Below are 26865 nucleotides of genomic sequence, written 5' to 3'. Positions count from 1 at the left end.
CAGGAACAGATGTGGCAATTGTGCCCTTGGGTGAAAGCGATTACCTGCAACGGAAATCAACACTAACGTTTAACAGAGCCAAAATGAAAAAAGAGCCCGGTTATCCGGGCCCTCTCAAGGAAAAGAAGAATCAGTCTGTATGGGAAACCTCAGTACTGATAATTGTAACAATTGTAGCGGCGAGAATAAGGCTCATAACGACTGAGAACATATTTAACACCTCTCCGTTTTTATGTTATTTACAGGATAGCATGTGGATTTGGGAGAACGATGATGAAATCTTGTCAAATCAATGAACATTAACACGTTTTTCATGCTGGCAAGTGATTTAATGGTCCGGCCCTATATAACGCTTATCCTTCAGGAAAAGCTTCCAGAAATAATAGAAGCCGGGCATCAGCACCAAAAAACCTGCTATGTACGTCACAAAAAGTGCCCTGAACATATTTGGGTGTGTAAAGCCGCTCTCAATTGTCACAATCGGATAGATCATGTAAGGTAAATGTGCCGATCCGTAAGCATAGCTTGCCGTCAGGAACTGGCTCACAATTAGGAGCACTGCCAGACGGGGTATCCCTTTAACTGCATGCCCCCGTCTTCTCTGGATAAACAGCGCGCCGTATCCTGCAAAGAACAGGAGAACAGAAACACCAAGCCAGCCCCTGTACTCAAAAAGGCTGGAAAAAAGCCAGTTTGATTCCGCTCTGACTGCAAGCACAATAAATAGTGCAGCAGCTAGTACAGCTGGCCCGAGCAGAAGTGCATCCTTGCGGTAAATCTGATATGCATTCATCTCTTCAGCAAGATAGGAATAATCCGCCAGGAGCAAAGAAGATAAAAATAATGTGCTGAGAACGGCGAAAATCATGAACGCATACACTTCCATCCTCAAGAAAAAAGCCGCGAAATCCAGCTGGAACACTCCTCCTGAATCAGTGACCAGTCCGCCGTGAGAAAGGGGAAGCACACTGATGAGCAGAGCGGGAATCAAAACTCCGGTTATTCCGGAAATATGGACGAGCATCCGCTCAAAACGCGGGGCCGAATGGGAAAATACGAGAAAAGCACTGCGAACGGCCAAAAGAATCACGATCGCACTTCCGGGAATCAAGAGAACTGTTCCGAGTACGAAAGTAGCCCCGGGGAAAAAACTGACAAGTGCCACGACAATTAAGACAATAAAAACGTTGGTCACTTCCCATGAAGGCGAGAGATACCTGTTTGCAATCCTGGTCGCTTTCGTTTGCGGCCGGTTATAATAAACCATTGACCAGAACCCTGCGCCGAAATCGATAGTGGCAAAAATGGAGTAAATGAATACGAAAGACCATAACAGCGTGACTGCCAGCAAAGAATCAGCCAATCCTGTCACCCTCCTTTTTAAAATGAAAAAAATTCTATTCCGCGAGTTGTTCAGCAACGGGGTGGCGCTTGAAATAATAATACAGGACAAGTACAACCGCGGCTGTCAGAATGACGTAGATGATAAGGAAAAATACGAACAGAGTGCCGATATTGCCTGCGGTTGTTGCTGCATCTTCCGTTTTCATCATCCTGTAAATCACCCAGGGCTGGCGGCCTGTACAGGCAAAGATCCAGCCGAATTCGATGGCAAGCAGCGCCATAGGTCCTGAAGAAACGAACAGCCACATCAGCGGGTTAGGAAAATCCCGTCTCTTCAATACTTTGTGCCAAAAGAAACCGATAACAGATAAAAAGATCAACAGAAAACCGATTCCTACCATAGCGTTGAAAAGTGTGTGGACAAACAGCGGCGGCCAGTATTCCTCGGGAAAATCATTCAAGCCGACAACCACTTCGTCAAATCGATCAGCAGCGAGATAGCTAAGCGCCCATGGAATTTCAATTCCCCACTTGACCTCCTGTTCTTCCCTGTCTGTGAAGCCGCCGATTGCAAGCGGGGCAAAGGCCTGGGTTTCAAAGAGGCCTTCTGCTGCAGCAAGCTTTTCCGGCTGATATTCATGCAGGAGCTGCGCAGACTCGTGTCCATTGAGGGCGGTTGCAAGTGAAAAGATGCCTCCGATGATCAGTCCGAGCATCATCGCTTTCCGGTGAAACGCATAAACCTCACTGGATTTACCGGCACGCAGCATTTTAAAGGCTGCTATTGAAGCGATTATGAATGCCCCCGTCATAAATGCCGAGACTGTTACATGTCCTGCGGTTGTAATAAAGCTGGGGTTGAAAAAGGCTGCCCATGGATCCACATCGACGATTTCACCATTTTCAATCCGGAATCCGGCGGGTGTTCCTTCAAATGCATGAACATTCGTTATCAGAATTGCAGAAGCAGCGGCACCGATCGTAACAAGGGTCACACTGAAAATCCGCATAATTGGGGAAAGCCGGTCAGCTGCATAAATGTAAATGGACATGAATAGCGCTTCAAGGAAAAAAGCATAAATTTCAATTTGAAAAGGCAGCGCGATAACTTTACCTACAACTTCCATAAAGCCAGGCCATAATAGAGACAACTGGACACCTGCTATCGTCCCAGTCGGTATGCCGACACCAAGAAGCACAGCGAACCCCTTCGTCCACCTGTTCGCCATCACTGCATAATGCTTGTCCTTTGTAGCCTGATAAAGAATCTCGGCAAATAAAATCATAAGCGGTATGCCGACGCCAAGTGTTGCAAAAATAATATGTACACCCATAGTCGTTCCAAATAACGTTCGGGCGAGAAATACATCCTCCATTTAAACACATCCTTATCAACTTCAGAATGGGATTCACACCAGAAACTTGGGGCGGATATGCTGGTGCCAGCAGTTTAGTCAAGTCCATGCTGCACTAAAATTTCATTTACTGTATTTTTATTATCCGGAAGATTGGCCGTCATATTTATCTCAAGCTGATCTGATTATAGTGTCTGCCCGCTGATTTGGATGGAAGCGGGCAGACATTGACAAGGACTCTGGGTATTCCGCTGAACAGGGCTTAGGGTTCACTTTTTCGGAGCAAGTCCTTTAACAGGATCCAGATGATCCAGCGCATTGTTTGAATCTTGCTGACTTGGTGATTTATCCGGCTTGATGAAAAACAATGCCGTCAACGAACCGACAATGCCAATCCCGCCCATCCCTGGATATATCATCTCAGGTAATACTTTGATAACCGCCGCAACTGCAGGAGGCCCGGCAGCGACACCGATAAACCGCATGCTGCTGTAGAGGGAGGTGATTGTTCCGCGTTCTTCCTTCTTAATCCCTTCAGTAAGCAGGGCGTCAAGACACGGGAGGGAGATGCCAATACCTGTTCCGCTTATTGTCAGGAACAGAAGAAGGAGAAGCAGACTTGAGTTTTCTTTAATGAAAAAGAGCGGGAGGGCAGCCATGGCATTGCCGCTGAATATGCCCCATTTCATCAGCAGCTTGTTGCTCCCGATTTTCTTGCCGATTAAGAAAGACGCTGTGCATAAGAACAATAGCGGAACGGCTAGAACACCGCCTTTTATTACCCCTTCAATCTTGTACCTGTCTTCAAGAACCGAAGAAAGATGAAAAAGGAAACCGAACAGAATAAACATATTGATGCCGCCTATGAAGAAGATTCCGCCAAGCCAGCGCCCATTTTCTTTAAATGTGGTTTTTACCGATTTAAGAAAGTTTGAAAATACCAGCTTTTTTTCTTTTTCCTGTTCTTTTGGCGGGCGGACGAGGAACATGACCAATAGTGCTGCTCCTATTGACAGAACAGGAATGGAAGCGAACGGAATGAACCATATGACTGCAGCGAGCAGAGCGCCGACAATGGGGCTAAGCACTTTTCCGAACGTATTAGCTGTTTCAATCAAGCCGAGTCCTTTGCTGACTTCTTCTTCATCGCTGAACATATCGCCGACAGTGGGAATGACAACCGGAAAAGCACCTGATGCTCCGATCCCCTGCAGGAAACGTCCCGCAATGATCATCATATACGGATCTTTCATTTTCCAGGCTGCATAAGCGGACAGTGCGCCTCCTGCAGCAGTGATAATAAGGCTCGGAATGATGATCTTTTTCCTTCCGAATTTATCGGACAGATAACCGGCAATCGGGATCAAGATGATTGCTGTTATTGAATATACAGTGATAATCAGACTTGATTGAAAATTACTGATATCCAGTTTTTTTTCCATGACAGGGAGGACCGGTATGAACATGGAATTTCCCAGGGTCATGACGAGGGGGATGGACGCAAGTGCAAGTAAGTCCCATTGCTTGTTTTTCATGCCTCTGAACCTCACTTAAATGAAAGTAGGAAGATAACAGTAGTATGTTCGGCATTTCCAGAAAAAATATGCACGATAAAAAGTCGAATGGGGTTATCCATAACCTGTAGTTTTTTCAATTTTCTTAAGCAAAGGGTTGTTTTATCTGAAATTTCCGAATAAAATTAAAAATACATACTAACCAGTTGGTATATAAAAAGGGGTGTTTATGTTGAAGTTACACCTTCTTTTAAAAAAAGAAGAGATCGAGGAAGAAAAAATGAAAGAAAATAAAGTGGCAGTGGTTTTTGATGTTTTGCTTGCAACTTCCACGATTGCATCCGCACTGGAGTACGGTGCAGCAGAAGTGATACCTGTCCTGGACGGAAAAGAAGCAAAAGCAGAGGCAGCCGGCAGGACGGCGGGTGATTTTTTACTCGTCGGTGAATATGAAGGGGTAACAATTGAAGGGTTCTTATCACCTAATCCTCTCTCCTTAAAAGACGAAGTTCCGGGGAAGTCTGTTATCCTTTCTACGACTAACGGGACGATCGCGGTAAAAAAATCTGCACAGGCCGGAAGGGTGTATGCCGCGTCACTTTTGAACAGCAGCGCTGTGGCAGATCACCTGGCGGAGACATCCAAAGATGAAACAATCATATTGGTTTGTGCGGGTTCCTCCGGAGAATTCAACGTCGAGGATTTCTACGGTGCAGGCTATTTTATTGATTGCCTCCTTCAGAAAGATAATGTGGAACTGGATTTAACAGACCCAGCGCTGGCGGCTCATCTGTTTTACATGGGGAACCGGGGGAATGGGGCACAAGTCCTGAAAGCTTCCCGTGTAGGACGCATGCTGGCTGATTACGGGTTCGAAACCGAGATCGATTATGTGGCAGGACACAGTTCACATAATGTTGTGCCTGTGCTTGAAGATGGAATGAGGCTGGTCAGCAAGAAACCATTAAAAGTGGAGGGGGAGTGAGCCATAAGCTTCCCGGATCTCCACTGGAACAGAGCCATATGGAAAAATTTATGGAGGAGGACTAACATGATTGAAACGGAAAAAAACCATCTGCTTGTAAAGGTTGAAGATAAAATTATGTATGTAACGCTCAACAGGCCTGACTCACTCAATGCCTTCAGTCCGGAGATGATTTCAGGGCTGAAAGCATCCGTACAAAATGCTAAGGAAGATGACAGCATCCGTGTACTTGTCATTTCAGGCGCAGGCCGTTCCTTTAGTGCCGGCGGAGATGTCAAAACGATGGGTGAAGCGAAACCGACTGAAGTTTATGATCATATCGGAAAACTGAATGAACTGGTCACGGCAATGAGAGATCTTGAAAAACCGATTATCGCCGCTGTACACGGCTTCGCAGCCGGAGCGGGCTTTAACCTTGCGCTTGCAAGTGACCTGATTCTTGCTGCGGAAGGGAGCCGCTTCGTCTTAAGCTTTTCCAGAGTGGGACTCATATCTGACGGGGGAGGCCTGTATTTTTTGCCGCGCCTTGTTGGCCCATACCTTGCAAAAGAACTGTTATTCAGTGCTGAACCCATTAGTGCTGAAAAAGCGCATACGCTCGGCATCGTCAATCAAGTGTATCCGGCTGAAACGTTCCGGGAGCAAGCGGCACGTTATGCCGGCAGGATTGCTGCAGGCCCTTCAAAAGCTTATGGCTTCATGAAAAAAATAGCCGACCGATCCCTTACATCGACGTTGGATGAGGTTTTGGAGTTAGAGCGGATTACCCAGGCGACAGTTGTAACAACCGAAGATCATCGGGAAGGGGTCAATGCGTTCAAAGAAAAGCGCGAGCCCGGATTCAAAGGGAAGTAATCGAGAAACAGCTAAAGCCCAGGTATGGTCCCCGATCTTTTTTCTATGAATACAGATGCAAATAAAAAAGCCGGGTGACCGGCAGTATGATTACTTGATGCCATAAATGGCTAAAAAAGCCATGCCGCGACTTCTTCAAGTGAAAAGAAAAACACCACGATACCTACCAAAATGGAAAAAGGCACGATGAACTCCGCTGCCAGGACAACGGTGGATACTGATCTGATATGCTCCCTGCGCACTGCGGCCCGTTTGTCACTTTTATATTTTTCAAGTGAAACCACTTTTTCCATCTCAAACATCCCCCAATCATTTAACACAATTATAACAAAAATGTCACAGAATGTTCAAAAAATAGTGCGTCATTTTTTTGCTGTCCTTAAAATTGCTTTTGAATGTTTTTATTGGACATACAAAAATAAATTAAAGATTGATAACCACTGTGGGAGCCTGTGAACAGGCTGAGTGAAGAGCCGTGACTTTTGCTGGCAGTACCCAGGTCAGGTCCGGATGAGCGATCTGATGGAGCAAGGGCTTTTAAAGACCTGTTTTTTTTGTATAGGAAAGTGGGAATTGTCGGAATGGAAACATTTCAGATGCAGTGGTCAATTTTTGGTAACTGCGTCTCTGTCAAGCTTCCAGGTCCTCCTGCCGGTGAGTTTCATATTGGGTTTCGGCCGTTTTGCGGGCTATAGATGATAAGAGTTCTCCCGCATTAATAAAACCTTCGCAAAAATGGTTTAGAAAGAGGATGGAAATGGAAAAACAAAGCGGTGTTCCTTTATGGAATCACGCATTTTTGTTTATACTGAAATGAAATGGATGAAGAAAGGAAGTGGCGGAATGGCAAATCGACTCCAATACGAAAAGTCACCCTATTTATTGCAACATAAAGACAACCCGGTCGACTGGTATCCGTGGGGGGAAGAAGCGTTTGAAAAAGCCAGGGCCGAAGACAAGCCGGTGCTCGTATCGATCGGATATTCAACTTGCCATTGGTGCCATGTCATGGCGCACGAATCATTCGAAGACGGGCAGGTTGCACAGCTCCTGAATGACCGCTTCGTTTCCATTAAGGTGGACCGTGAAGAGCGTCCCGATGTGGATTCAATCTATATGAAAGTGTGCCAAATGCTGACGGGACAGGGCGGATGGCCGCTGAACGTATTTTTGACACCTGAAGGGAAGCCGTTTTATGCAGGCACCTATTTTCCGAAAGAGAGCAAGTACGGACGCCCGGGCTTTGTCGATGCCATTGTGCAGCTCTTTGACCAGTACAGGCAAGATTCTGAAAAGATTACAAAGGTTTCGGATGACATCACGAAAGCCCTCAACGAGACGGCGAAAACTGCCGGCGGGGAAAAACTGCCGTTTGCCGCGGCTGATGAAGCATTCAGGAACCTTGGCAGCACGTTTGATACCGATTATGGAGGTTTCGGCAGCGCCCCGAAGTTCCCGACACCGCATATGCTGACATTCCTTTTGCACTACTACAGGCAAACAGGCAAAAAATTCGCTTTCAAGTTCGCCGAAAAGACGCTTGACAGTATGGCGGACGGCGGCATACATGACCATATCGGGGGCGGTTTTGCGCGTTATTCGACCGATGAGATGTGGCTTGTTCCCCATTTTGAAAAAATGCTGTATGATAACGCACTTTTGCTGCATGCCTATTCAACCGCTTACCAGCTGAATAAAAATCCGCGGTATTGGAAAGTCGCCTCTTCTATTGCCAGCTTTTTGAGGCGCGAGATGACTGATGAGAACGGCGCATTCTTCTCAGCAATAGATGCCGATTCTGAAGGGGTTGAAGGCAAGTATTACATTTGGAGCCGGGAAGAAATGAAAGATGTACTGGGGGAGGGGGCTGGGGACCTTGTTTGCCGTGTATACGGCATGACGGGGGAACCGGATTTCGAAGGCAAGTATATTCCCAATCTGATCGGCCGCTCGCTGCCTGAGATGGCGCAGCAGGAAGGCTTCAGTCTGCGGGAATTCGGCCAGGCCCTGGAATCTGCCAACAGGGAGCTTTTAAATACGAGGGAAAAGCGGACTTACCCCCATCTTGACGACAAGGTTCTGACAGCCTGGAACGCACTCGCCATTACGGCGCTGGCCCATGCCGGCAAAGCTTTTGGGGAAGATCAATATGTGCAAATGGCTGAAAAATCGTTTGAATTCATCACCGGTAAGCTGATACAGCAAGGCCGTATCATGGCCAGGTACCGGGATGGGGAAGTGAAGCATGCCGGATATATCGATGACTACGCTTATTTCTTGGAAGCGTGCCTGGAACTGTATGGCGCCACTTTCAATCCGGACTATTTGCTGAGAGCCAGGAAGACTGCTGACGATATGATCAGCCTTTTCTGGGATGAGGATGGCGGCGGCTTTTATTTCACAGGAACTGACAGCGAAAAACTCATCTCACGCCAGAAGGAAGTGTACGACGGGGCGACGCCTTCCGGAAACTCGGCGGCGTTCACAGGCTTGAACAGGTTGTCCTCGCTGACCGGTGAACCTTCCTATATGGATCGGGCTGAAGACATGAGGTCAGCGTTCAAAAAAGAGATCGAAACTCATCCGCAAGGCTACACGAAATTTTTGCAGGGGTTACTCATGCTTGGCGGCAGCCGCAAGGAAATCATCGTGCTCGGCGATTCCGCCAGTGAGGATTATCGTAATTTCCTTTCTGAATTGAATAAAATGTATTTGCCTGATGTCACCATACTGGCAGCGAATGACGGAAGCGAGCTGAAAGAGGCAGCTCCATTTGCCGCCAATTATAAAATGCAAGAAGGCAAGACAACTGTATATGTGTGCCGGAACTTCGCATGTGACAGGCCGACAACGGACCTTGACCGTGTGCTTGCCGGATTGAAGAGTGAATATGGAGAAGCGGAGTGATTTCCGCTTCTTTTTATTATGCCGGGCAGCCGGGTTTTGCGCGAATGCCGGGTTTGCCCTGAAAGTTGGCGGATTGGCGTAAACTTTGCCGTAAATAATCAATCTGCTGGCTTGGAAGGTTACCGCGTTAAGTTGGCTATGGTGATATCCATCGCTATTCTTGATTTGCCTGGCATAAATGCAGGGCAGGTCGGTGAATCTGGCGAAAAGCTGAGTTTGCGTTTATTTGCTGTTTCAGTTCTGCGTGAAACAGCCGGACAATGGCGTGATTAGGCCGGTGTATGGCGGGAAACCGGACATTTGGCGTGAAAAGCAGAGGTTTTTGGCGTAAATGTTCAGGTGGTTGGCGTGAAACCGGAGTGGTTGCGCGTGAAAGTCCGGTTATTCGGCGTGAAAGGTCAATCCAAAATCACCCCCCTGCCCCTGAATACAGTTTAACTGCAGCTGTTCGCTTGGTTTCAAGGCGCCCTGTCCGACACCCTGAAAGAGACCGGTTCCTTGCCAATCCTATCAAGTTGTTTCCTGTCCCATGAAGCATCAGGCAGAATCATTCAAATAATGAAATCGCAAAAAAGAGAGCTTCACCCTCTGCATTTTAAAACTAAAACCTTCCAAAACGAACGGATATTCGCTAAAATAGGAAGGAGTATGCAAAGGGAAACGGGGTAACAGCATGAAAGTGAAAAAGGACGTCATGAGCGTGCTGGAAAGCATGATGGCGGATGATTCATACAAAGATAATTTCATACACTGGAAAACGATACCGGAACGGGAAGCCAAACTCCGCGACATGCCCGCTGAAGTCGACGCACGCATCAAGGCTGCGCTTCAAAAACGCGGGATCGAACGCCTTTATACCCACCAGGAAGAGGCGTACCGGACTGCGCGCAGAGGGGAAAATTTCGCAGCGGTGACACCGACGGCTTCCGGTAAGACGCTATGTTATAACCTGCCTGTCCTGCAAAGCATCCTTGAAGATGAAAGCAGCCGTGCACTCTATTTGTTTCCGACAAAAGCGCTGGCGCAGGACCAGAAAAGCGAACTGAATGAAATCATTGATGAAATGGGTGCTGCCATTAACAGTTACACATATGACGGTGACACTCCATCTAATATCCGGCAGAAGGTGAGGAAAGCCGGGCATATTGTCATCACAAACCCGGATATGCTCCATTCTGCCATTTTGCCTCATCACACGAAGTGGGTTTCGCTGTTTGAGAACCTGAAATACATTGTTATCGATGAACTCCATACATACAGGGGGGTTTTCGGCAGCCATGTAGCCAATGTGATCAGGCGCTTGAAACGGATCTGCGAGTTTTATGGCAGCAGTCCCGTTTTCATAAGCACTTCAGCGACAATCGCCAACCCGGAGGAGCTTGCCCGTGAACTGACGGGGGGACCGGTCAGGCTAATCGATAATAACGGGGCTCCGTCCGGGAAGAAGCACTTCCTGTTTTACAATCCGCCGGTGATCAATAAAGCTCTGAACGTCAGGCGGAGCGCTACGCTTGAAGCGCGTAAAATCGCTGGTGAGTTCCTCCAGAACAAAATCCAGACAATCGTTTTCGCAAGAAGCCGGGTAAGGGTCGAAATTCTGCTGACATATTTGCAGGAGCTTGTCAAAAAACAGCTCGGCACGAAATCAATCCAGGGTTACCGGGGCGGATACTTGCCAAAGCAGCGCAGGGATATCGAGCGCGGCCTCAGAAACGGTGATATATACGGAGTTGTCAGCACAAATGCGCTGGAACTGGGTGTCGATATCGGGCAGCTCCAGGTGTGTGTCATGACCGGGTATCCAGGCAGCGTGGCGAGTTCATGGCAGCAGGCCGGCAGGGCAGGGCGGCGCCAGAGTGAATCGGTCGTCATCATGGTCGGGAGTTCAAGCCCGCTCGACCAGTACGTGCTGCAGCATCCGGATTACTTCTTTGAACGGAATCCGGAGTCGGCGCGCATCAATCCCGATAATCTTGTCATTCTTGTCGATCATCTGAAATGCGCCGCTTACGAATTGCCTTTTAAGGAAGGCGATACGTTCGACGGCCTGGAAGTGGAGGAAATCATGGAGTTCCTGGCTGAAGAACAGGTCCTTCATAAAAATAACGGCAAATGGTACTGGATGAATGAGGCGTTTCCGGCTCACAACATCAGCCTGCGATCGGCTTCGCAGGAAAATGTCGTCATCATAGATATAAGTGAAACGGCCAATGTCAAGGTGATCGGTGAAATGGACAGATTCAGCGCTATGACACTGCTTCACGATGAAGCGATTTATCTTCATCAGGGTATCCAATACCAGGTTGAAGAATTAGACTGGGACGAAAAGAAAGCTTATGTCCGTGAAGTGGATGTCGATTACTATACAGATGCCAATCTCGCTGTTTCGCTTGATGTGCTGGAAGAAGACAAACGGACAGAAGCAGAGAAGGCCGAATTCGCATTCGGTGAAGTATCAGTTCGGGCAATGGCGACCATTTTCAAGAAAATAAAGTTTGAAACACATGACAATATCGGATCAGGTCCGATTCATTTGCCTGAAGAAGAACTGCATACGAATGCTGCATGGATCAGCCTCCAGCACGAGGCGGCCTCTTCATTTTCTGAAGCGAAGCTGGAACAGGGGCTGATCGGGGCATCACATGCCATCCGGCATGTTGCTCCTTTGTTCCTCATGTGCGACCCGAGCGATCTGCATGTGGTCCCGCAGGTGAAAGCGACACATAACGAGAAACCGACCATTTTCCTTTATGACAGATATCCGGGCGGAATCGGACTGAGTGAAAAAGCGTACGGCATGATGGATACAATATTAGTCGAAGCTGCAGGCTTGATTGAGCGCTGTCCATGTGAAAGCGGCTGTCCTTCATGCGTTGGAACCGATGCCGAAGGAGAGTCGGTGAAGAGGTTCGCCGTCCGGCTTATCAATTTGTTCAGAGGTGCGTGATATGATGTCACTTAAAGGGAAACTGAACCGGTATAAAAAACATATCAGTACAGAACAAAAGGGAAATGTCGATGGAATCATTGATCGTAACCAGGCAGGTGATGGAACAATCGATATTCCGTATTTGCAGGAATGGAAGAACTTTCAAACATCACCATTCCAATTTGAAGGGCAGTATATCCTGATCCGGGAAAAGGAGTATCCGCTTGATTACCGGCACGGCCATTATTCACTTGGCGAAATCTTCACGGCTGTCGCCGGGTGGAACCGCAATGAAACGGAGCATCCCCTTTCCTCATCAGGAAGGGCAGCCTCCGACATGCTGTTTTTTGATACGGAGACAACCGGTCTCGGCCACGGAGCGGGCAATACCATATTTTTACTTGGAATAGGCCGGGTCAGCGATCGATCCGTTAGCATAACACAATATTTCCTGCCTGGACCCGGCCATGAGGTGGCTTTGTACCAGCGCTTTCTTGGCGACATAAAAGAGCTGAAAAATCTAGTGACCTACAATGGCAAAGCGTTTGACTGGCCGCAGGTCACGACCCGCCATACCCTCATAAGGGACCTTGTCCCGGCACTGCCGGCCTTCGGTCATTATGATTTGCTACACGCATCCCGCCGCCTCTGGAAAAACAGCCTGCCGGCGGTGAAACTGTCGATTGTAGAGGAAGAAGTGCTCGGTATCGAGCGGGATGCCGACATCCCCGGTTATCTGGCTCCGATGCTTTATTTCGACTTTCTGAAAGAACCGAATCCGGAAGCGGTAAAAGGCATCATGGAACATAATGAAACGGATGTTCTCTCGCTCGTCACCCTCTACACCCATTTATCGGGGAAATTGCTTGCTGCAGAGGGAGCGGCGATCACCGATCGAGAACATTATGAAATCGGGCGATGGCTAGAGGATCTTGGGCATGCAGACGAAGCACTGCATCGTTACGGGCTTATAAATCGTAAGGAATCATCTGTCTATAAGCTGGCTCAAAAAGGCGCAGCACGGCTTTATAAAAAGGCCGGACTTCTTGAGAATGCCGAAAAAATATGGCTCAGCCTGGAGTCCGATGGAGATTTTCATGATCCGGAAATTGCCGTTGAATTGTCGAAGTTCAATGAGCATACCAGGAGGGACTTTGACAAAGCGCTCCATTATGCGGAAAAGGCATACAGCAGCTGGAAAACGAACCAGCGCATTTTCAAACATAAGGCAGAGAAGGAGAAAGCGGAATTCATGAAAAGAATCGAGCGCTTAAGGCGAAAATCATCAGGGGAATAACGCAGGAAACTCCGGGGAATATTCCCCGGGTAAGCGCAAAATCCGACCGTTTGCAGCAAACAATAAATTGAATTGTGCAAACATTATAAAAGGTATTGTAGAATGATGTCCGAACATGTAAAATACAGTTGTTATCTCATAGGAAGAGGAGACAGGATAAGGTGCAAAAGGTTTTAATGGTTTTGTTTTTTTTGATGATCGGCTTGACTGTATTGTTGTTTAATTCGTTTGGACAGGTTATTGCTTTATTTTAATGAAAAAAATAGGTGCTTAACTCATTACATGTCTTTCCTTTCAGTCATAGGCTAATAGTGACTACAGTGAAAGGAGAGCTTAATTATGCACCCTCAAATGATGAGACCGATCGTATATCCGACAAAATGCTGTGAACACCATACGAATCAGACATTCCACGTGCCTCACATCCATCCGTCCCATACAGCAAACATCAACCATCAAATGTATAAGCACCTTCATTATTACCCGCATACGGAGTCGCAAGTGTCAGATGTATCACATCAGCATTTCAACTGTGGTCCCGGCCCGATGCCATTTATGCCGGGAAGGTGACTTCAGAATTTGAGAACTGATTCGGCGGAGCCGGTCAGTTCTTTTTTGGCGGATTGAATGGACAAGGGAGGTCGATTATGGCAAAAGTTGCAGCTGTCACCGGATATAAGGCGCATGAACTTGGTATTTTCAGCGATGAGCATCCAGGTCTTCCATACATAAAGAAAACACTGGAAAAGCGGATCCGGTCCCTTGCAGATGAAGGACTGGAATGGGTGATCATCACCGGCCAGCTTGGAGTGGAACTGTGGGCAGGCGAAACTGTAATCGGGCTGAAAGACGAGTATCCTGATCTTAAGCTGGCCTTTATCACACCTTTTTTGGAACAGGAAGAAAAATGGAGTGAAAACAATCAGGAATATTATCAGCTGATTCAGTCACAGGCCGATTTTACCGACAGTATTACCCGCCGGAAATATGAAAACCCAGGCCAATTCCAACTGAAGAATGATTTCCTGGTTCATAAATGTGATATGATACTAGTGCTATATGACGAAGAAAGAGGCGGCAGCCCCGGATATATCGTGGAGGCGGCCAGGAAGATGAGGGAGGAGAAGCCAGGCCCTGAACTCATGTTCATCACGCCATTTGATATTGATGAAACAATCAGGGACGAGCAGGAAAACAATCCTGATTTCTGGAATGGTTGAATCAAATTGACAATTCGTGAATCATCTGAAAAAATAAAAGTTATACTAAAGGGTAGAGATATGGGGTGAATGATGATGTTTTCAGATAAAATTCGTTTAACCGCTAAGGAAATATTGGAAAAAGACTTCAAATCGGGCTTCAGGGGATATGACCAGGATGAAGTGGACCAATTTCTTGATCTTGTCATCAAAGATTATGAAACATTCCATCAGGAAATCGAGCGTCTGCAGCAGGAGAACCTTCGCTTGAAAAAACAGGCAGAAGAATCGCCGAAACCCCAGCCAGCTGCCAATACAACCAACTATGACATTTTGAGGCGCTTATCGAATCTGGAAAAGCACGTATTCGGCAGCAAATTGTACGAATAAGAGGCTGTTAGTCGAATTCTTGACAATTAATCAATATGTGCTATAATTAAATCTTGTGATATTACAACTCAATAACGTTCGGGTAATCGCTGTGCGGCTTGACCGCATAGAGGAAAGTCCATGCTCGCACAGGCTGAGATGCCTGTAGTGTTCGTGCCTGGCGAAATCATAAGCCAGGGTAGCCTGATGCCAGGCTAACGGCAGGGAAAGCACCTGTGTCGCTTCGGCGATATGGTGCCGGTACCTTGAAAGTGCCACAGTGACGAAGTCCTTCCGGAAACGGAGGGAGTGGAACGAGGTAAACCCCTCGAGCGAGAAACCCAAATATTGGTAGGGGCGCCTTCTCGAAGGAATCAAACGGAGAGAAGGACGGCAGGCAGACTGTTTGCCGCAGATAGATGATTGCCGCCTGAGTACGAGGTTGACACCGCTTGCAGTACAAAGGTACAAAACATGGCTTACAGAACGTTATTGGTCGTATTGTATATCACATGATTAAATCATAGCAGAAGCTTCCGGATCATCCGCATCCGGAAGTTTTTTTATTGTTAAGGAAATTATAAAATTTTTGCTTTCTGGATAAAAAGCGAGAAGGGAGTCATCCAGCTCCAGGCGCCAGCGGCTATCGTCATAAGCGGTGCTCCCCTCCGGAAGGAAAACCCGCCTTCCTGCGGGTCCCCCCGCTTATGCGCACGCCGCTAAGCAGGCGCCTTGCGCTTTTCTTATTACATAAAGAAAATGACGGGAATAGAGACAAACGGGTTGACTTATGCAGGCTGTTTCGGGAAAAATACAACTGATGACTCATTTGGAGGAGCGGAAATAATATGGCAAACATTACGTTAATAGCAACAGCGGCAATGGGAATCGAAGCAATTGTCGCCGATGAAGTCAGGAGCCTCGGTTACGAAGATGTCCAGGTTGAAAACGGAAAAGTAATATACGAAGCCGATGAAAAAGCGATTTGCCGGTCAAATCTCTGGTTAAGGACGGCAGATCGGGTAAAGCTCAAAATCGGTGAGTTCAAGGCGACGACATTTGATGAATTGTTTGAAAAAACAAAAGCATTACCCTGGGGTGAATTCATCCCTGCTGACGGGGAATTCCCGGTGGTCGGAAAATCTGTGAAATCGAAGCTTTTCAGCGTATCGGACTGCCAGGCAATTGTGAAAAAGGCAGTGGCGGAAAAACTGAAGGAAGACCACGGGCTGTCCGGATGGCTCGATGAAGACGGCCCTTTTTACCGAATTGAAGTCGCCCTTCATAAAGATATTGCGACACTTACAATCGATACTAGCGGTTCTGGTCTCCATAAACGCGGCTATCGGACAGGTCAGGGTGAAGCGCCTTTGAAAGAAACGCTTGCTGCAGCCCTTGTGAAACTGACGAATTGGACGCCGGACAGGCCTTTTGCCGACCCGTTTTGCGGATCGGGAACCATTCCGATTGAAGCAGCATTAATCGGACAGAACATTGCCCCTGGTTTTAACCGTGAGTTCGTTTCCGAGGATTGGCCGATCATCGGGGCAAAGCTGTGGGAGGAAGCGTTTGAAGAAGCGGAAAGTCTGGCAGATTACGACCAGCCCCTGACAATTACCGGATCGGATATCGACCATAAGATGATCGAGATTTCAAAACAGAACGCAATGGAAGCCGGTTTCGCCGATTTGATTTCATTTAAGCAAATGCAAGTATCCGATTTCACTTCAAAGGATGAATTCGGTGTTATCGTCAGCAACCCTCCCTACGGTGAAAGGATCGGAGAGAAAAAAGAAGTTGAAGCGATGTATAAACGGATGGGGGAAACATTCGCAGCCCTTGATACATGGTCGGCTTATATACTGACATCCCATCCTGAGTTCGAAAAACTATACGGAAAAAAGGCGACCAAGAAACGGAAGCTGTTCAATGGTTTCATCAAAACGGATTATTATCAATTCTGGGGTCCGCGCCCTCCCAGAAGCAAATGACCGCTGTTTTCCCCTTCTATATGCTTAAATACAATGAACATTTGTATAAATTTTCCCTTATTGAATAAACTGTAATATAGCAATGGCAGAGGGGGAAAACGATGACTGATACATTGGAATGCTTTCAAAAAATCCAAACGGCGCTTTTATCCGTTCAACATGAACTGGATATGCTCCAGCAAAAACATGACAAAATTGAACGGGCGCTCCTTGAACTTCATACAGCAAAATCGGAATATTTGCTGGCCCTGTCCCATGCAACAGGGGTGGACAGCCAGCTGTTGAACCATTATTTGAAATGACCGGTTAAGTGAAAAAGCAATTAAAAGCGTATATCAAATGACACTGTAATGGCATATAAAAACATTATTATAATGAACGGGTACGCTTTTGAAGTACAAAATTTCAATTAGAAGATAAATTGACAATGTAATTAGAAACCGAATTGACCAGATAAAATCATATCATGATTAGCAAAAGAAACGCTCAAATGAGCGTTTTTTTCTGTCTTATATAATTGCTGGTTTAATGGAATAAATCTGGCTTATAGCTGATCATATATATTGTTTTTTAAAAATGGGAAGTTGATTTCCGCTGGAGGGGCTAGCTTTCACGACGGACACAATTGCGACGTCCGTTTGCTTCCCTCCGGTCGCGCATGAATGAGGGAAATACGGTGTGTTACCGAGGGTTTATGCATGCACGCACCAACCGGAATATGGCTTCGGTTCATAAGGGGGCGTCCCTGTAAGTGCGAACTGCTCCGATTGGAGTAGCGCTACCAGGCGAATCACCCTTGAAAAACCGTTCTCAGCGGTATAGAGGTACGATTCATGAAAAATTGTCCTGTGATTTTTCCCTGCTTTGATTTGAGAGAAACGGAAAGGAGCAGAAAACAGCCTGACAATGTGTCAAATCAACAACATTCTTCAACATAGCTTTTTGTATTGTTGGAAAGGAGTTTATCTGCCAAAATGGAAATAGAAAGAGATAAAGAAACCGGAGGAGTGGAAACATGGCTGAAGAGATGACGAAGTTGGAAGAAGGCTACACATTACTGGCGAAAAAGATTGCCGCTTATAATGAAGCGCTGTCCCTCATATTTTGGGATTTGCGCACAGGGGCGCCGAAGAAAGGGACCGAACAGCGCGCTGAGGTCATCGGGATGATTTCAAGCGAGATCCACCGCCTGCAGACTTCAGATGAAATGGGTACATATATCGAAAAATTGTCGGACGGCGAAATTTACGGACAGCTTTCCGAGATCACAAAAAAATCATTGAAGGAAAGTAAAAAAGACTATGACCGCAATAGGAAAATACCGGCCGATGAATACCGCGAGTATACCGTCCTGCAATCCCGGGCCGAAACGGTATGGGAGGAAGCCAGGGCGAACGCTGACTTTGGCATGTTCCGCCCTTATCTTGAAAAGCTGGTTGAATTCAATAAAAAATTTATCGGATACTGGGGTTTCGAAGGGAACAAATATAACACCCTCCTCGATTTATTTGAACCAGGCATAACCGTGGATATGATCGACAACGTGTTTGGAGAATTACGTGAGCGGATTGTGCCGCTGGTTGAAGACATAGCGGACGCTGAAGCTAAGCCGGAGACAGGCTTCCTGTTCAGCCCTTTTCCAAAAGAAAAACAGCGGCAATTCAGCCTTCATGTATTAAAAGAAATGGGGTATGATTTTGAAGCCGGCAGGCTTGATGAAACGGTCCATCCCTTTGCAATCGGACTGAACCCGGGAGATGTCAGAGTGACGACCCGCTATGATGAAAAAGACTTCAGGACAGCCGTTTTCGGCACGATTCATGAAGGCGGCCATGCCCTTTATGAGCAGAACATTTCTGAAGAGCTCGCCGGCACGCCACTTTCAGGCGGCACATCGATGGGCATCCACGAATCGCAGTCGCTGTTCTGGGAGAATTTTGTTTCCCGTAATCATTCCTTCTGGAAACGGCACTATACTGAACTTCAGAAAGTGGCATCACCTCAATTCGACCATGTAAGCTTGGATGACTTTTACCGGGCAATCAATGAATCCCGGCCGTCCCTGATCAGGATTGAAGCGGATGAACTAACTTATCCGCTGCACGTCATGGTCCGTTATGAAATTGAGAAGGGGCTGTTCAATGATGAAATCGAAGTTAAGGATCTTCCCCGGATCTGGAACGAAAAAATGGAGGAATACCTTGGCGTGACGCCGGCGCATGACGGGGAGGGAGTGCTGCAGGATGTCCACTGGGCGGGCGGAATGTTTGGATATTTCCCTTCATATGCCCTCGGTTATATCTATGCCGCGCAGCTTAACCAAGCAATGCTGAAGGATCTGCCGGAATTTGATGAACTTCTTGAGAAAGGGGAGTTCATGAAGGTGAAGGACTGGCTGACAGAACATGTCCACCGCCATGGAAAGATGAAGGAGCCCCTGGAGATTATGAAAGAAGCGACAGGCGGACAATTGGATGCAAAACCGCTTATTGAATATCTCGAAGATAAATACCGGAAGATTTACAATTTGTAATCGTTCATGTGAAAAGCAGGAGAATCAATTGATTCTCCTGCTTTTTTAGGAACTTCCTTATAGAGGTTGCCTTCCGCATTTCGAGTGTCCAGCTGCAGGCGCCAGCGGCTGTCAGATAAGCATTGCCTCCTTGCGAAAGGAAAGACCGCCTTTCTTCAGGCGGCCCTGCTTATCTGTACGCCGCTAAACGGCGCTTTCCGCATTTCGTATTACCATAGTACAAACGGTTTTGATCCCGGAGGTGCGTTTTGAATCATGTCGATGAACGGTATGGTATAGGCGAACAAAATCAAGGCGACAGTGACGCCAATCCACAGCTTCCAGTTCTCGAGGATCATAGGTGTGGCTTCTGCTTGTTCTGCGACCTCTCCGATTGGATATTCTTCACTGCCTTTTGGTGCGAAGAATGCAAGGTTGATCACGATGTAGATCACAAGCAGAACACCCATGAACAGAATCGTACCGCCGATCGCCGCCGCCAGGTGGTACGGCATCCAGCCCTGCGCAATCGGATTATCGAAATAGGTTGTGAACGATGTCCGGCGCGGTGCGCCCTGCAATCCGACGGCGTGCATGGAACCGGACATGAAGAACATTCCGATTGACCAGAGAATCGTCTGGATGATCCCGAGTTTATTCATTTCTTTCGTCAGAACTCGACCTGTAAGCGAAGGGATAAGCCAGTATGAAATCCCAAAGAACGTAAGGACGACTGATGTGGCCAGTGTCAAATGGAAGTGACCGGTAACCCAGATCGTGTTATGGACAACCTGGTTCAACTGGTTACTTGCATTGACAAGTCCGCCGGCTCCTGCCGGAATGAAGAAAAGCATGCCGACAAACGGAGCAAAGAACCGCACATCTTTCCACGGGAGTTTCCGTACCCATCCGAACAAGCTGCGGGCGCCTTTTGCCCTGCCCGCCATTTCAAAGGTGGCAAAGAGCGAAAAAGCAGTCATCAGAGACGGAATGACGACCATGAAGGTCAGGACAACCTGCAAATACTTCCAGAATGGATCGATACCCGGTTCTACAAGCTGGTGGTGGAATCCGACCGGAATAGAAAAGAGCAGAAACAGAATAAAGGACAGCCGGGCAAGTGAATCACTGAAAATCTTGCCGCCTATGATTTTCGGAATAATGACATACCATGCCATATACGCCGGCAGCAGCCAGAAGTATACCAGCGGATGCCCGAAGTACCAGAAAAGGGTGCGGCTGACAAGTACGTCGATCGTGTCAACAAGACCGAGGGACCAAGGGATGAATTGAATCAAGACAGTCGCCGCCACACCAAGTGTCGCGATTAGCCATAACAGCATAGTAATGACTGCCATGAAGCTCAAGAGCGGGCCGGCCTGGCCCGGATGTTCTTTTTTCCAGCGCCTGTAATGCGCAAACATCGCGAATCCGCTGAGCCAGCTTCCTACAACGACTAGTGTAAGTCCGATGTAAAAAGCAGGGTGCGCTTTTAACGGCGCATAGAATGTATAAAGGACTGTCGCTTTATTTAAAAGGATGAAAATGGCTGAAATCACAACACCGACAGTCATAAGCCAGAAGCCGGCCCACCCGGTTTTCCTAGCTCTCTCAGAAAATGTTCCCGACGTTTTGCTCATCGCCGAAAATAGGAATCCGATAATGAAGAATGTTGTCAGTACAAGGCCAAGCAGCACACCATGCACGGTGAGAAGCTGATAGTACCCGATTTTGGCCGGCAGCTCTACAAGGCCGGCTCGTACCAAAGTCTGCAGCAAGCCTGCAAATGCGCCGATTAAAAGAGCGGCAAAACCGACATATACGTGAGCAAGGCTAAGCTTTGCATCTTTTGCGTTTATACTTATTAATCCGTTTTTCATTGTTCAATCACCTCCACAGTGGCACTCATCACCTGATGGCCTGTTCCGCAATATTCATTGCATAAAATTAAGTATTCACCGGCTTCATCGTATGTTTCGGTATATGTGCTGATGTATCCAGGTGTCAACATCATGTTGACGTTGGTGCCGGCGATTTCAAAGCCGTGGACAACGTCTTTCGTTGTGACTGTATAGTGGACAGTCGCACCTTTCGGAATTTCAATTTTATTCGGTAAGAAGCTGAAAGCCTGTGCAATCATCGTCACCTGATACTCGTTTTCGCCAATTTGCTTAACGCCAGGTTCATCAAAAGGCTCCGTTGCCTCCACATTTTCAGGATCGACGGTCACCAGGCAGCTTGGCGGCTGGCTTCCCATATAAAATGCACTGACCCCAATTACTATAAGGAAAACAAGCAGCGCTCCGCCGCCGAAATACAGCCAAATTTTTTCATACTTATGCATATGCATGATTTGTTTCCTCCCCTTAATCGCCCGTTAACGTGCTAAAAATAACAGAAATACACCTACCCATGTCAGAACGATAAAGCCGCCGACAAAGAAAACGGAAATAAGCGTCCCCTTCAGCGGTTCATCATGCTGGACCTTTGGCCCGGCAGATTGATGCTCTTTGTTCACGGTTGGTTGTGACATCCCATCCACCCCTTCCAAATTAGTTCGTTCATAAGGTAACTACTATACTTATCTTATAAAACGAGAAAACAAATGGAATACGGTTTCACCATCGTTCAAAAAACGTTCATATATGGTTTTTTACTTAACGTATAGTGAAAAGCCTATACATCAAGGAATTCAAGGGTTTATAAGGGAATGCAAATGTGAAGATTATGTGAATGAACTGCGAAAAATGGATAGCCAGCGGAGCAGATCGGATGGAAAAGGGCTGTTTTTTTAAAAATAACCCCGCGGGGTAACGGAATCGGAATAAAGCTTTTTCGGAACCAAAAAACGGACCATGACAGGTCCGTTTTTTAAGAAGAATATATTCAGATATATTCTATTCAGCTAGCTGCTTTTCAGGCGGAGTTTCTACATATATCGGCTTTTGCGCACCCCGCGCATGCAATTCCCGAAGGAAATGGCGATATTCAACGATGGATAATTCGCCGTTCAAATAACTTTGCTGAACAAAATCAAGCAATACATCATTGCTTTCAGGCTGATTCTTTTTCACGTCGGTAAATTGGCGAATAAGTTCCTCGATTGTCATGAAACTTCCCCCTTAGTAAATTTCTTATTACCACTATAGCATGTTTAACGGAAAAACGTTTCTGTTAGAAAATTTTAACTTCCGACACGATTTTACAATATTCCAGTGACATTTGTCACAGACATCGATGTATGACACTGAAACCTGGACACATAATAAGCAACAAAAGAAGGAGGTCTCAGCATGCATACGATCTGGAAAGGTGCTATCAGTTTCGGGCTTGTCAACATCCCAATAAAATTATATGCGGCTACTGAGGATAAAGACATAAAATTGCGTTCTCTCCATAAAGAAGACCACAGTCCCATAAAATACGAAAAGGTATGCCCCGCCTGCGAGAAAACCCTATCGATGGATGATATCGTAAAAGGTTATGAATACGAAAAGGGCAAGTTTGTCGTTCTTCAGGAAGAAGATTTTGAAGAATTAAAAACAGAAGAAGGAAAAACAATTGAAATCATTGATTTTGTCGATTTGAAAGAGATTGACCCGATTTTTTTCAACCGATCTTATTTTCTCGGACCCAATGAGAATGGAGCAAAGCCCTACACCCTCTTGAAACAGGCGATGGAGGATTCGGGGAAAATCGGAATTTCCAAAATCAATATCCGATCAAAACAGCACCTGGCTGTTGTGAGGGTATATGAAAAGAGCCTCGTACTCGAGACAATCTTTTTCCCTGACGAGGTTCGGAATGCGGATCATATCCCCGCCCTCCCCGAAAGCGCCGATTTAAACGAGAAAGAATTGAAAATGGCGATCCAGCTGATCGAACAGCTTACGGCACCGTTTGAACCCGAAAAATATAAAGATGATTACCGGGAATCCCTCATGGACGTCATTCAGCAAAAAATCAGCGGAGAAGATATCAAGGTGGCGAAAAAAGCGCCGAAGAAAAATGTGGCTGATCTTATGGAAGCATTACAGGCAAGCATTGATGAGACGAAGCCGAAGCAGAAGAAAAAGAAAGCGCCTGCGAAACGAAAGAAAGCGAGCAGTTCATGAACCCGGTAAAGCCTATGCTTCCAACACTTGCAGAAAAATTGCCCCGAGGAAACGAATGGGTATATGAGTGTAAATATGACGGGTATCGCTGCCTCGTATATTGGGATAAAAACGGATTGGAGTTATTCAGCAGAAACGGAAATGCCCTGACAGCAAAATTTCCTGAAATAGCTGAATTGCTGATAAGCCGGTCTGCACTTGCCGAACCGGCTTTGCCAGTGTGGCTGGACGGAGAAATCTGTATTTTGGCCAGTAAGTTCAAAGCTGTATTTTCAGAGATCCAAACGAGAGGACGCCTTTCCAATAAGGAAACGATCAGGAGGGGGGCAGCAGGGCAGCCGGCCGTCCTGGCGATTTTCGATATCATGTCCTCAGCAGGAACGCTGCTGCACGATCGCACCTATACAGAGCGCCGGCGGTATCTGCGGAAGTTTATGGAAATGAGCTGTTTTCCGGAGGAAGTGACAGGGGAATCCCCATCAGTTTGTCTTGTGCAGTCATATGGATCAGGAACTGAGCTGAAAAATCTTATCGAGGCTGAAAAAGGTGAAGGAATCGTTGCCAAACGAAAAACAAGCCGGTGGGTGGAAGGAAAAAGATCGGCTGACTGGGTGAAGTGGAAAAACTGGAGGACCGCCCTGTTTTTCGTGGCCGGAAAAGACAAGCGAACCGGGTATTTTTATGCAGGGCTGCATAAGAAGGGGGAGATCAAAATTGCCGGCAAGTTTTCTGCCGGACTTTCCAGTGATGAGCGGTCCGCTTTATCTGGCATCATCCACTCAAATATCGAAAAGGAAACCAAAACAGCCATCTGGGTGAAGCCTGCAATTTGCATCGATCTGCAGTACCTGGAATGGGCGCAGTCTGCCTTAAGGCAGCCCCGGTTCGTCCGGTTTAGGTTCGATGCATCATGGGAGGAGTGCGAATGGGAAACGATAGCGGAACGATCGTAATAGAAAGTAATGAAATTCAGATTTCCAATCCAGACAAACTGCTCTTTAAAAATCCTGGCATCAGGAAAGCGGATATGCTGGCTTACTATATTAAAGCCTCTAATGAAATGCTCCCCTTTTTGAAAGGGCGGCCCGTTACCCTTATCCGTTACCCCGACGGCATTGATGCCCATTCGTTTTACCAGAAACACCTGCCGGGTCATGCACCTGGGTTTATTAAAAAGCCATTTGCGGAGAAAGAGAATATTGAGGATATTCCGATAGTTTGTGATGACTTAAGCACTATGTTATGGCTTGTCAACCTGGCTGCCGTGGAATTCCATGTTCCATTCCAGCGTCTCGGCGAAAGCAATCCCCGCGAAATAGTACTGGATCTTGATCCGCCGTCCAGACGTGATTTTTCCCTGGCTGTGGAGGCTGCCCTCATCGTAAGAGATCTTTCGGAACGTCTTGGTCTGGACTCTTATGTAAAGACATCAGGCAATAAAGGCTTACAAGTCTATTTTCCGCTGCCGGACTGTTCCATAACGTACAGGGATACAAAAAAGTTCCTCGATTTCACAGCCAGCTATCTGATTGAACAGGAGCCCGATTGGTTTACGGTGGAACGGCTAAAAAAGAAGCGCGGCCGCAAATTGTATTTGGATGTCGTGCAGCATGCGGAAGGGAAGACCATCATTGCACCTTATTCTTTAAGGGGAAATGAAGAAGGGCTTTGTGCAACACCGCTTTTCTGGGAAGAGGTGACAAAAGGGCTGGATCCAGAAATGTATACGATGGACGAAGCCTTGCGACGGCTTGAAGCAAAACAGCCGTTTGCGGGTTTTTTTGATGAAAAGAACGAGCGGATCAAAGAGATCATAAAGGCGCTGTAAACGGGTGTTAAAGGAAAAAGCTTTCGCAACTCAGTGCGAAAGCTTTTTATCTTGTTATTCAATTTCTGCTTTGAAACTCGGCGCAAGCATGCCGTATTGGTCGTAAACCTTGCCGACTTCTTCTTCAAAGGTGCCGAACTGTTCATCCGCTTCCGTTGCAAGTTCTTCACTGCCGCTGTCAATAGCTTCTGCCCGGGTCTCGTAGGATTGGGCAAGGTTTCCGATTGCTTCTTCAAGTGTCTGTTTATTTTCTTCGCCGAAATCTTCAGGGACTTCGATTGTGCGGATTTCACCTGCAAGTTTCGTGCTTGCTTCTTTTGCCTGCTGCTGAGCTTCGTTCACTTCTTCATCAGTGGCATCCTCGCTGTCCTTCAGTGCATAATAGTCGTTGATGAGGGGCTGTTCGCTTTTCAGTGTAGTTGTAAGATCCATTTGGAAATCAAGAAGGGCCGACTTAGCCTGGGCTTCAGCATTCTCATCTTCGCTGTCCGTGTTGTTTTCAGTGTCCCCGTTTTCTTCAGTAGCCGTATCCTCTTGCGGTTCTTCCTCCTGAGCACAGCCGGCAATGACAAGCGCTCCAGCCAGTGCTGCAAGCAACATCCATTTTTTCATGGTTGGTTCCCCCTTTGTATGTATTAAAACAGATAGAACGTAACAAATATTAGTCTATCTTTAAATATTTGGTGAGTAAATAACCAGAAGAATAATAAAATAGTTGTAAATTTTCAGCAAATAGTAAAGCGCTTACGTAAAGGGTTCAAAAATTTCTCTTATATTAGCATTGTTCACTGTTCTTCCTGTCAGTAAACCGAAACAGACAGGAATATCACTGTTTGATAAAATGGGAGAAGGATAACGGAATTGAAATAGGAGGGAATCAAATATGTATTTACCGTCATTTAAACTTGAAGGAAAAACTGCGGTGGTGACCGGTGCCGGCCGGGGGATTGGCCGGGCGGTCGCAATCGGATTTGCGGAAGCGGGTGCTGACCTTATTCTTATTGCACGGACACAAGAAGACCTTGAAGCAACTGCAGAAACGGTACAGGAAATAGGGCAAAAAACACTTGTGATCCAGGCCGATCTGACAAAACCCGAAGATATCAGCCGGGCATTCCAAAAAATGAAAGTTGAAGGGAGAAAAATCGACGTTCTGGTCAACAATGCGGGTATGAATATCCGAAGCAAGGCGCTCGAAGTAACAGAAGAAGAGTGGACCGCAATCATGGACACAAACCTAAGATCCGCTTTCCTGATGTCGCAGGAGGCGGGGGCCTGGATGAAAGAAACAGGCGGCGGTAAGATAATCAATATTACGTCAGTCGCCGGTAAGGTTGCACTTCGGACAGGGGTTGTATATGCATCCACCAAGGCAGCGCTCATACAGATGACAAAAAACCTGGCATTCGAGTGGGGAGAATACGGAATCAATGTCAACGCAATCGGCCCGTGGTACTTTAAAACGCCATTGACAGAAAAATTGCTGTCAGATGAAGAGTACTTGAATGATATCCTGTCGGTAACACCTCTCAACCGGGTAGGTGAACTGGAAGAGCTGGTCGGACCGGCTGTATTTTTGGCATCTTCAGCCGGCAACTATGTGACTGGCCAAACACTGTTTGTGGACGGCGGAATGACCATCAACGGGTTCTGATCGATACAGAA

The 26865-nt window shown here is 46.8% G+C and carries 26 protein-coding genes and 1 other RNA gene; 18 read left to right on the top strand and 9 right to left on the bottom strand.

The genetic code is table 11. From position 1 onward, the window contains the following. Nucleotides 1-296 (top strand): hypothetical protein (locus A4U59_RS22045; RefSeq protein ID WP_211274940.1); only part of this gene is annotated, 296 nt, incomplete at its 5' end. A gap of 32 nt (nt 297-328) precedes the next feature. Here the strand turns inward: A4U59_RS22045 and A4U59_RS13635 are convergent. The 3 genes from A4U59_RS13635 to bcbE all read right to left on the bottom strand — a co-directional run bounded on the left by A4U59_RS13635 (nt 329) and on the right by bcbE (nt 4234). After that, complete coding sequence (locus A4U59_RS13635) at nt 329-1363, bottom strand: cytochrome d ubiquinol oxidase subunit II (protein ID WP_066174094.1); 1035 nt, start codon at nt 1361-1363, stop codon at nt 329-331. Nucleotides 1364-1397: 34 nt separating this feature from the next. After that, complete coding sequence (locus tag A4U59_RS13630; protein ID WP_066174090.1) at nt 1398-2720, bottom strand: cytochrome ubiquinol oxidase subunit I; 1323 nt, start codon at nt 2718-2720, stop codon at nt 1398-1400. Between the two features lie 248 nt (nt 2721-2968). Beyond that, nucleotides 2969-4234 carry a bacillibactin exporter BcbE gene (gene bcbE, locus A4U59_RS13625; protein ID WP_066174088.1) on the bottom strand — a complete coding sequence of 422 codons (1266 nt, stop codon included), beginning with the start codon at nt 4232-4234 and terminating at the stop codon, nt 2969-2971. Between the two features lie 208 nt (nt 4235-4442). Here bcbE and A4U59_RS13620 point away from each other — a divergent pair, with 208 nt between their 5' ends. Together A4U59_RS13620 and A4U59_RS13615 are read left to right on the top strand one after the other, a co-directional pair. Next, the gene (locus A4U59_RS13620; RefSeq protein ID WP_066174086.1) at nt 4443-5198 is read left to right on the top strand and encodes a 2-phosphosulfolactate phosphatase; all 756 of its coding nucleotides are present in this window, start codon (nt 4443-4445) and stop codon (nt 5196-5198) included. Nucleotides 5199-5264: 66 nt separating this feature from the next. Then, nucleotides 5265-6053: an enoyl-CoA hydratase/isomerase family protein gene (locus A4U59_RS13615; RefSeq protein WP_066174083.1), complete on the top strand. Its 789-nt coding sequence runs from the start codon at nt 5265-5267 to the stop codon at nt 6051-6053. Between the two features lie 110 nt (nt 6054-6163). Here A4U59_RS13615 and A4U59_RS13610 read toward each other — a convergent pair whose 3' ends face one another. Continuing rightward, complete coding sequence (locus A4U59_RS13610) at nt 6164-6346, bottom strand: hypothetical protein (RefSeq protein ID WP_066174077.1); 183 nt, start codon at nt 6344-6346, stop codon at nt 6164-6166. 550 nt (nt 6347-6896) lie between these two features. On the opposite strand from A4U59_RS13610, the gene A4U59_RS13605 reads away from it, so the two are divergent. The 11 genes from A4U59_RS13605 to A4U59_RS13555 all read left to right on the top strand — a co-directional run bounded on the left by A4U59_RS13605 (nt 6897) and on the right by A4U59_RS13555 (nt 19278). Then, on the top strand, nt 6897-8960 hold the full coding sequence (locus tag A4U59_RS13605; RefSeq protein WP_066174109.1) for a thioredoxin domain-containing protein: 2064 nt from the start codon (nt 6897-6899) through the stop codon (nt 8958-8960). Nucleotides 8961-9071: 111 nt separating this feature from the next. Beyond that, nucleotides 9072-9233 (top strand): hypothetical protein, encoded by a 162-nt coding sequence (locus A4U59_RS13600; RefSeq protein ID WP_169823964.1) that lies wholly within the window; start codon nt 9072-9074, stop codon nt 9231-9233. Between the two features lie 400 nt (nt 9234-9633). Beyond that, nucleotides 9634-11907: a DEAD/DEAH box helicase gene (locus tag A4U59_RS13595; protein ID WP_066174073.1), complete on the top strand. Its 2274-nt coding sequence runs from the start codon at nt 9634-9636 to the stop codon at nt 11905-11907. A 1-nt stretch (nt 11908) separates the two neighbouring features. Next, on the top strand, nt 11909-13186 hold the full coding sequence (locus tag A4U59_RS13590) for a ribonuclease H-like domain-containing protein (protein ID WP_083270846.1): 1278 nt from the start codon (nt 11909-11911) through the stop codon (nt 13184-13186). A gap of 354 nt (nt 13187-13540) precedes the next feature. Further along, entirely contained in the window at nt 13541-13756 is a 216-nt protein-coding gene (locus tag A4U59_RS13585) for a CotD family spore coat protein (protein ID WP_425388906.1), read from the top strand. Nucleotides 13757-13833: 77 nt separating this feature from the next. Continuing rightward, nucleotides 13834-14406, top strand: a complete 573-nt coding sequence (locus A4U59_RS13580) for an SLOG family protein (protein WP_066174070.1) — start codon at nt 13834-13836, stop codon at nt 14404-14406. A gap of 75 nt (nt 14407-14481) precedes the next feature. Continuing rightward, nucleotides 14482-14775, top strand: coding sequence for a cell division regulator GpsB (gene gpsB, locus A4U59_RS13575; RefSeq protein ID WP_066174105.1), 294 nt, complete (start codon nt 14482-14484; stop codon nt 14773-14775). A gap of 74 nt (nt 14776-14849) precedes the next feature. Beyond that, nucleotides 14850-15241: RNase P RNA component class B (gene rnpB, locus A4U59_RS13570), an RNA gene on the top strand. Nucleotides 15242-15602: 361 nt separating this feature from the next. Beyond that, nucleotides 15603-16745: a THUMP domain-containing class I SAM-dependent RNA methyltransferase gene (locus tag A4U59_RS13565; protein ID WP_066174068.1), complete on the top strand. Its 1143-nt coding sequence runs from the start codon at nt 15603-15605 to the stop codon at nt 16743-16745. A gap of 101 nt (nt 16746-16846) precedes the next feature. Then, nucleotides 16847-17047 carry a hypothetical protein gene (locus A4U59_RS13560; protein WP_066174066.1) on the top strand — a complete coding sequence of 67 codons (201 nt, stop codon included), beginning with the start codon at nt 16847-16849 and terminating at the stop codon, nt 17045-17047. A 713-nt stretch (nt 17048-17760) separates the two neighbouring features. Beyond that, nucleotides 17761-19278 carry a carboxypeptidase M32 gene (locus tag A4U59_RS13555; RefSeq protein ID WP_066174063.1) on the top strand — a complete coding sequence of 506 codons (1518 nt, stop codon included), beginning with the start codon at nt 17761-17763 and terminating at the stop codon, nt 19276-19278. Nucleotides 19279-19487: 209 nt separating this feature from the next. Here the strand turns inward: A4U59_RS13555 and A4U59_RS13550 are convergent, their stop codons facing one another. The 4 genes from A4U59_RS13550 to yppF all read right to left on the bottom strand — a co-directional run bounded on the left by A4U59_RS13550 (nt 19488) and on the right by yppF (nt 22367). Then, the gene (locus A4U59_RS13550; RefSeq protein WP_066174060.1) at nt 19488-21137 is read right to left on the bottom strand and encodes a b(o/a)3-type cytochrome-c oxidase subunit 1; all 1650 of its coding nucleotides are present in this window, start codon (nt 21135-21137) and stop codon (nt 19488-19490) included. Continuing rightward, entirely contained in the window at nt 21134-21607 is a 474-nt protein-coding gene (locus A4U59_RS13545) for a cytochrome c oxidase subunit II (RefSeq protein WP_066174057.1), read from the bottom strand. Before A4U59_RS13545 ends, A4U59_RS13550 begins: the two co-directional genes overlap by 4 nt. Nucleotides 21608-21634: 27 nt before the next feature. Next, nucleotides 21635-21790, bottom strand: coding sequence for a cytochrome c oxidase subunit 2A (locus A4U59_RS21090; RefSeq protein ID WP_106406343.1), 156 nt, complete (start codon nt 21788-21790; stop codon nt 21635-21637). Nucleotides 21791-22154: 364 nt separating this feature from the next. Continuing rightward, nucleotides 22155-22367 carry a YppF family protein gene (yppF, locus tag A4U59_RS13540; protein ID WP_066174051.1) on the bottom strand — a complete coding sequence of 71 codons (213 nt, stop codon included), beginning with the start codon at nt 22365-22367 and terminating at the stop codon, nt 22155-22157. Nucleotides 22368-22550: 183 nt separating this feature from the next. Between yppF and ku the strand changes: the two genes are divergently transcribed. From ku to ligD (A4U59_RS20935), 3 genes are read left to right on the top strand one after another with little or no spacing between them, the layout of a single operon-like run. Then, complete coding sequence (gene ku, locus A4U59_RS13535) at nt 22551-23372, top strand: non-homologous end joining protein Ku (RefSeq protein WP_066174049.1); 822 nt, start codon at nt 22551-22553, stop codon at nt 23370-23372. Continuing rightward, nucleotides 23369-24325, top strand: coding sequence for a non-homologous end-joining DNA ligase (gene ligD / locus A4U59_RS20940; RefSeq protein ID WP_083270845.1), 957 nt, complete (start codon nt 23369-23371; stop codon nt 24323-24325). Before ku ends, ligD (A4U59_RS20940) begins: the two co-directional genes overlap by 4 nt. Next, complete coding sequence (gene ligD, locus A4U59_RS20935; RefSeq protein WP_157888184.1) at nt 24298-25200, top strand: non-homologous end-joining DNA ligase; 903 nt, start codon at nt 24298-24300, stop codon at nt 25198-25200. Before ligD (A4U59_RS20940) ends, ligD (A4U59_RS20935) begins: the two co-directional genes overlap by 28 nt. 54 nt (nt 25201-25254) lie before the next feature. On the opposite strand, the gene A4U59_RS13525 is transcribed toward ligD (A4U59_RS20935), so the two are convergent. After that, nucleotides 25255-25812 (bottom strand): hypothetical protein, encoded by a 558-nt coding sequence (locus A4U59_RS13525; protein WP_066174047.1) that lies wholly within the window; start codon nt 25810-25812, stop codon nt 25255-25257. Nucleotides 25813-26083: 271 nt separating this feature from the next. Here A4U59_RS13525 and A4U59_RS13520 point away from each other — a divergent pair, with 271 nt between their 5' ends. Further along, entirely contained in the window at nt 26084-26854 is a 771-nt protein-coding gene (locus A4U59_RS13520) for an SDR family NAD(P)-dependent oxidoreductase (RefSeq protein WP_066174044.1), read from the top strand. Nucleotides 26855-26865: the final 11 nt, after the last annotated feature.

Origin of the sequence: Bacillus marinisedimentorum (assembly GCF_001644195.2) — a bacterium.
Taxonomy (GTDB): domain Bacteria; phylum Bacillota; class Bacilli; order Bacillales; family Bacillaceae_O; genus Bacillus_BL; species Bacillus_BL marinisedimentorum.
The sequence above is the reverse complement of the archived record's forward strand: the minus strand, read 5'-3'. Positions and strand labels throughout refer to the sequence as shown.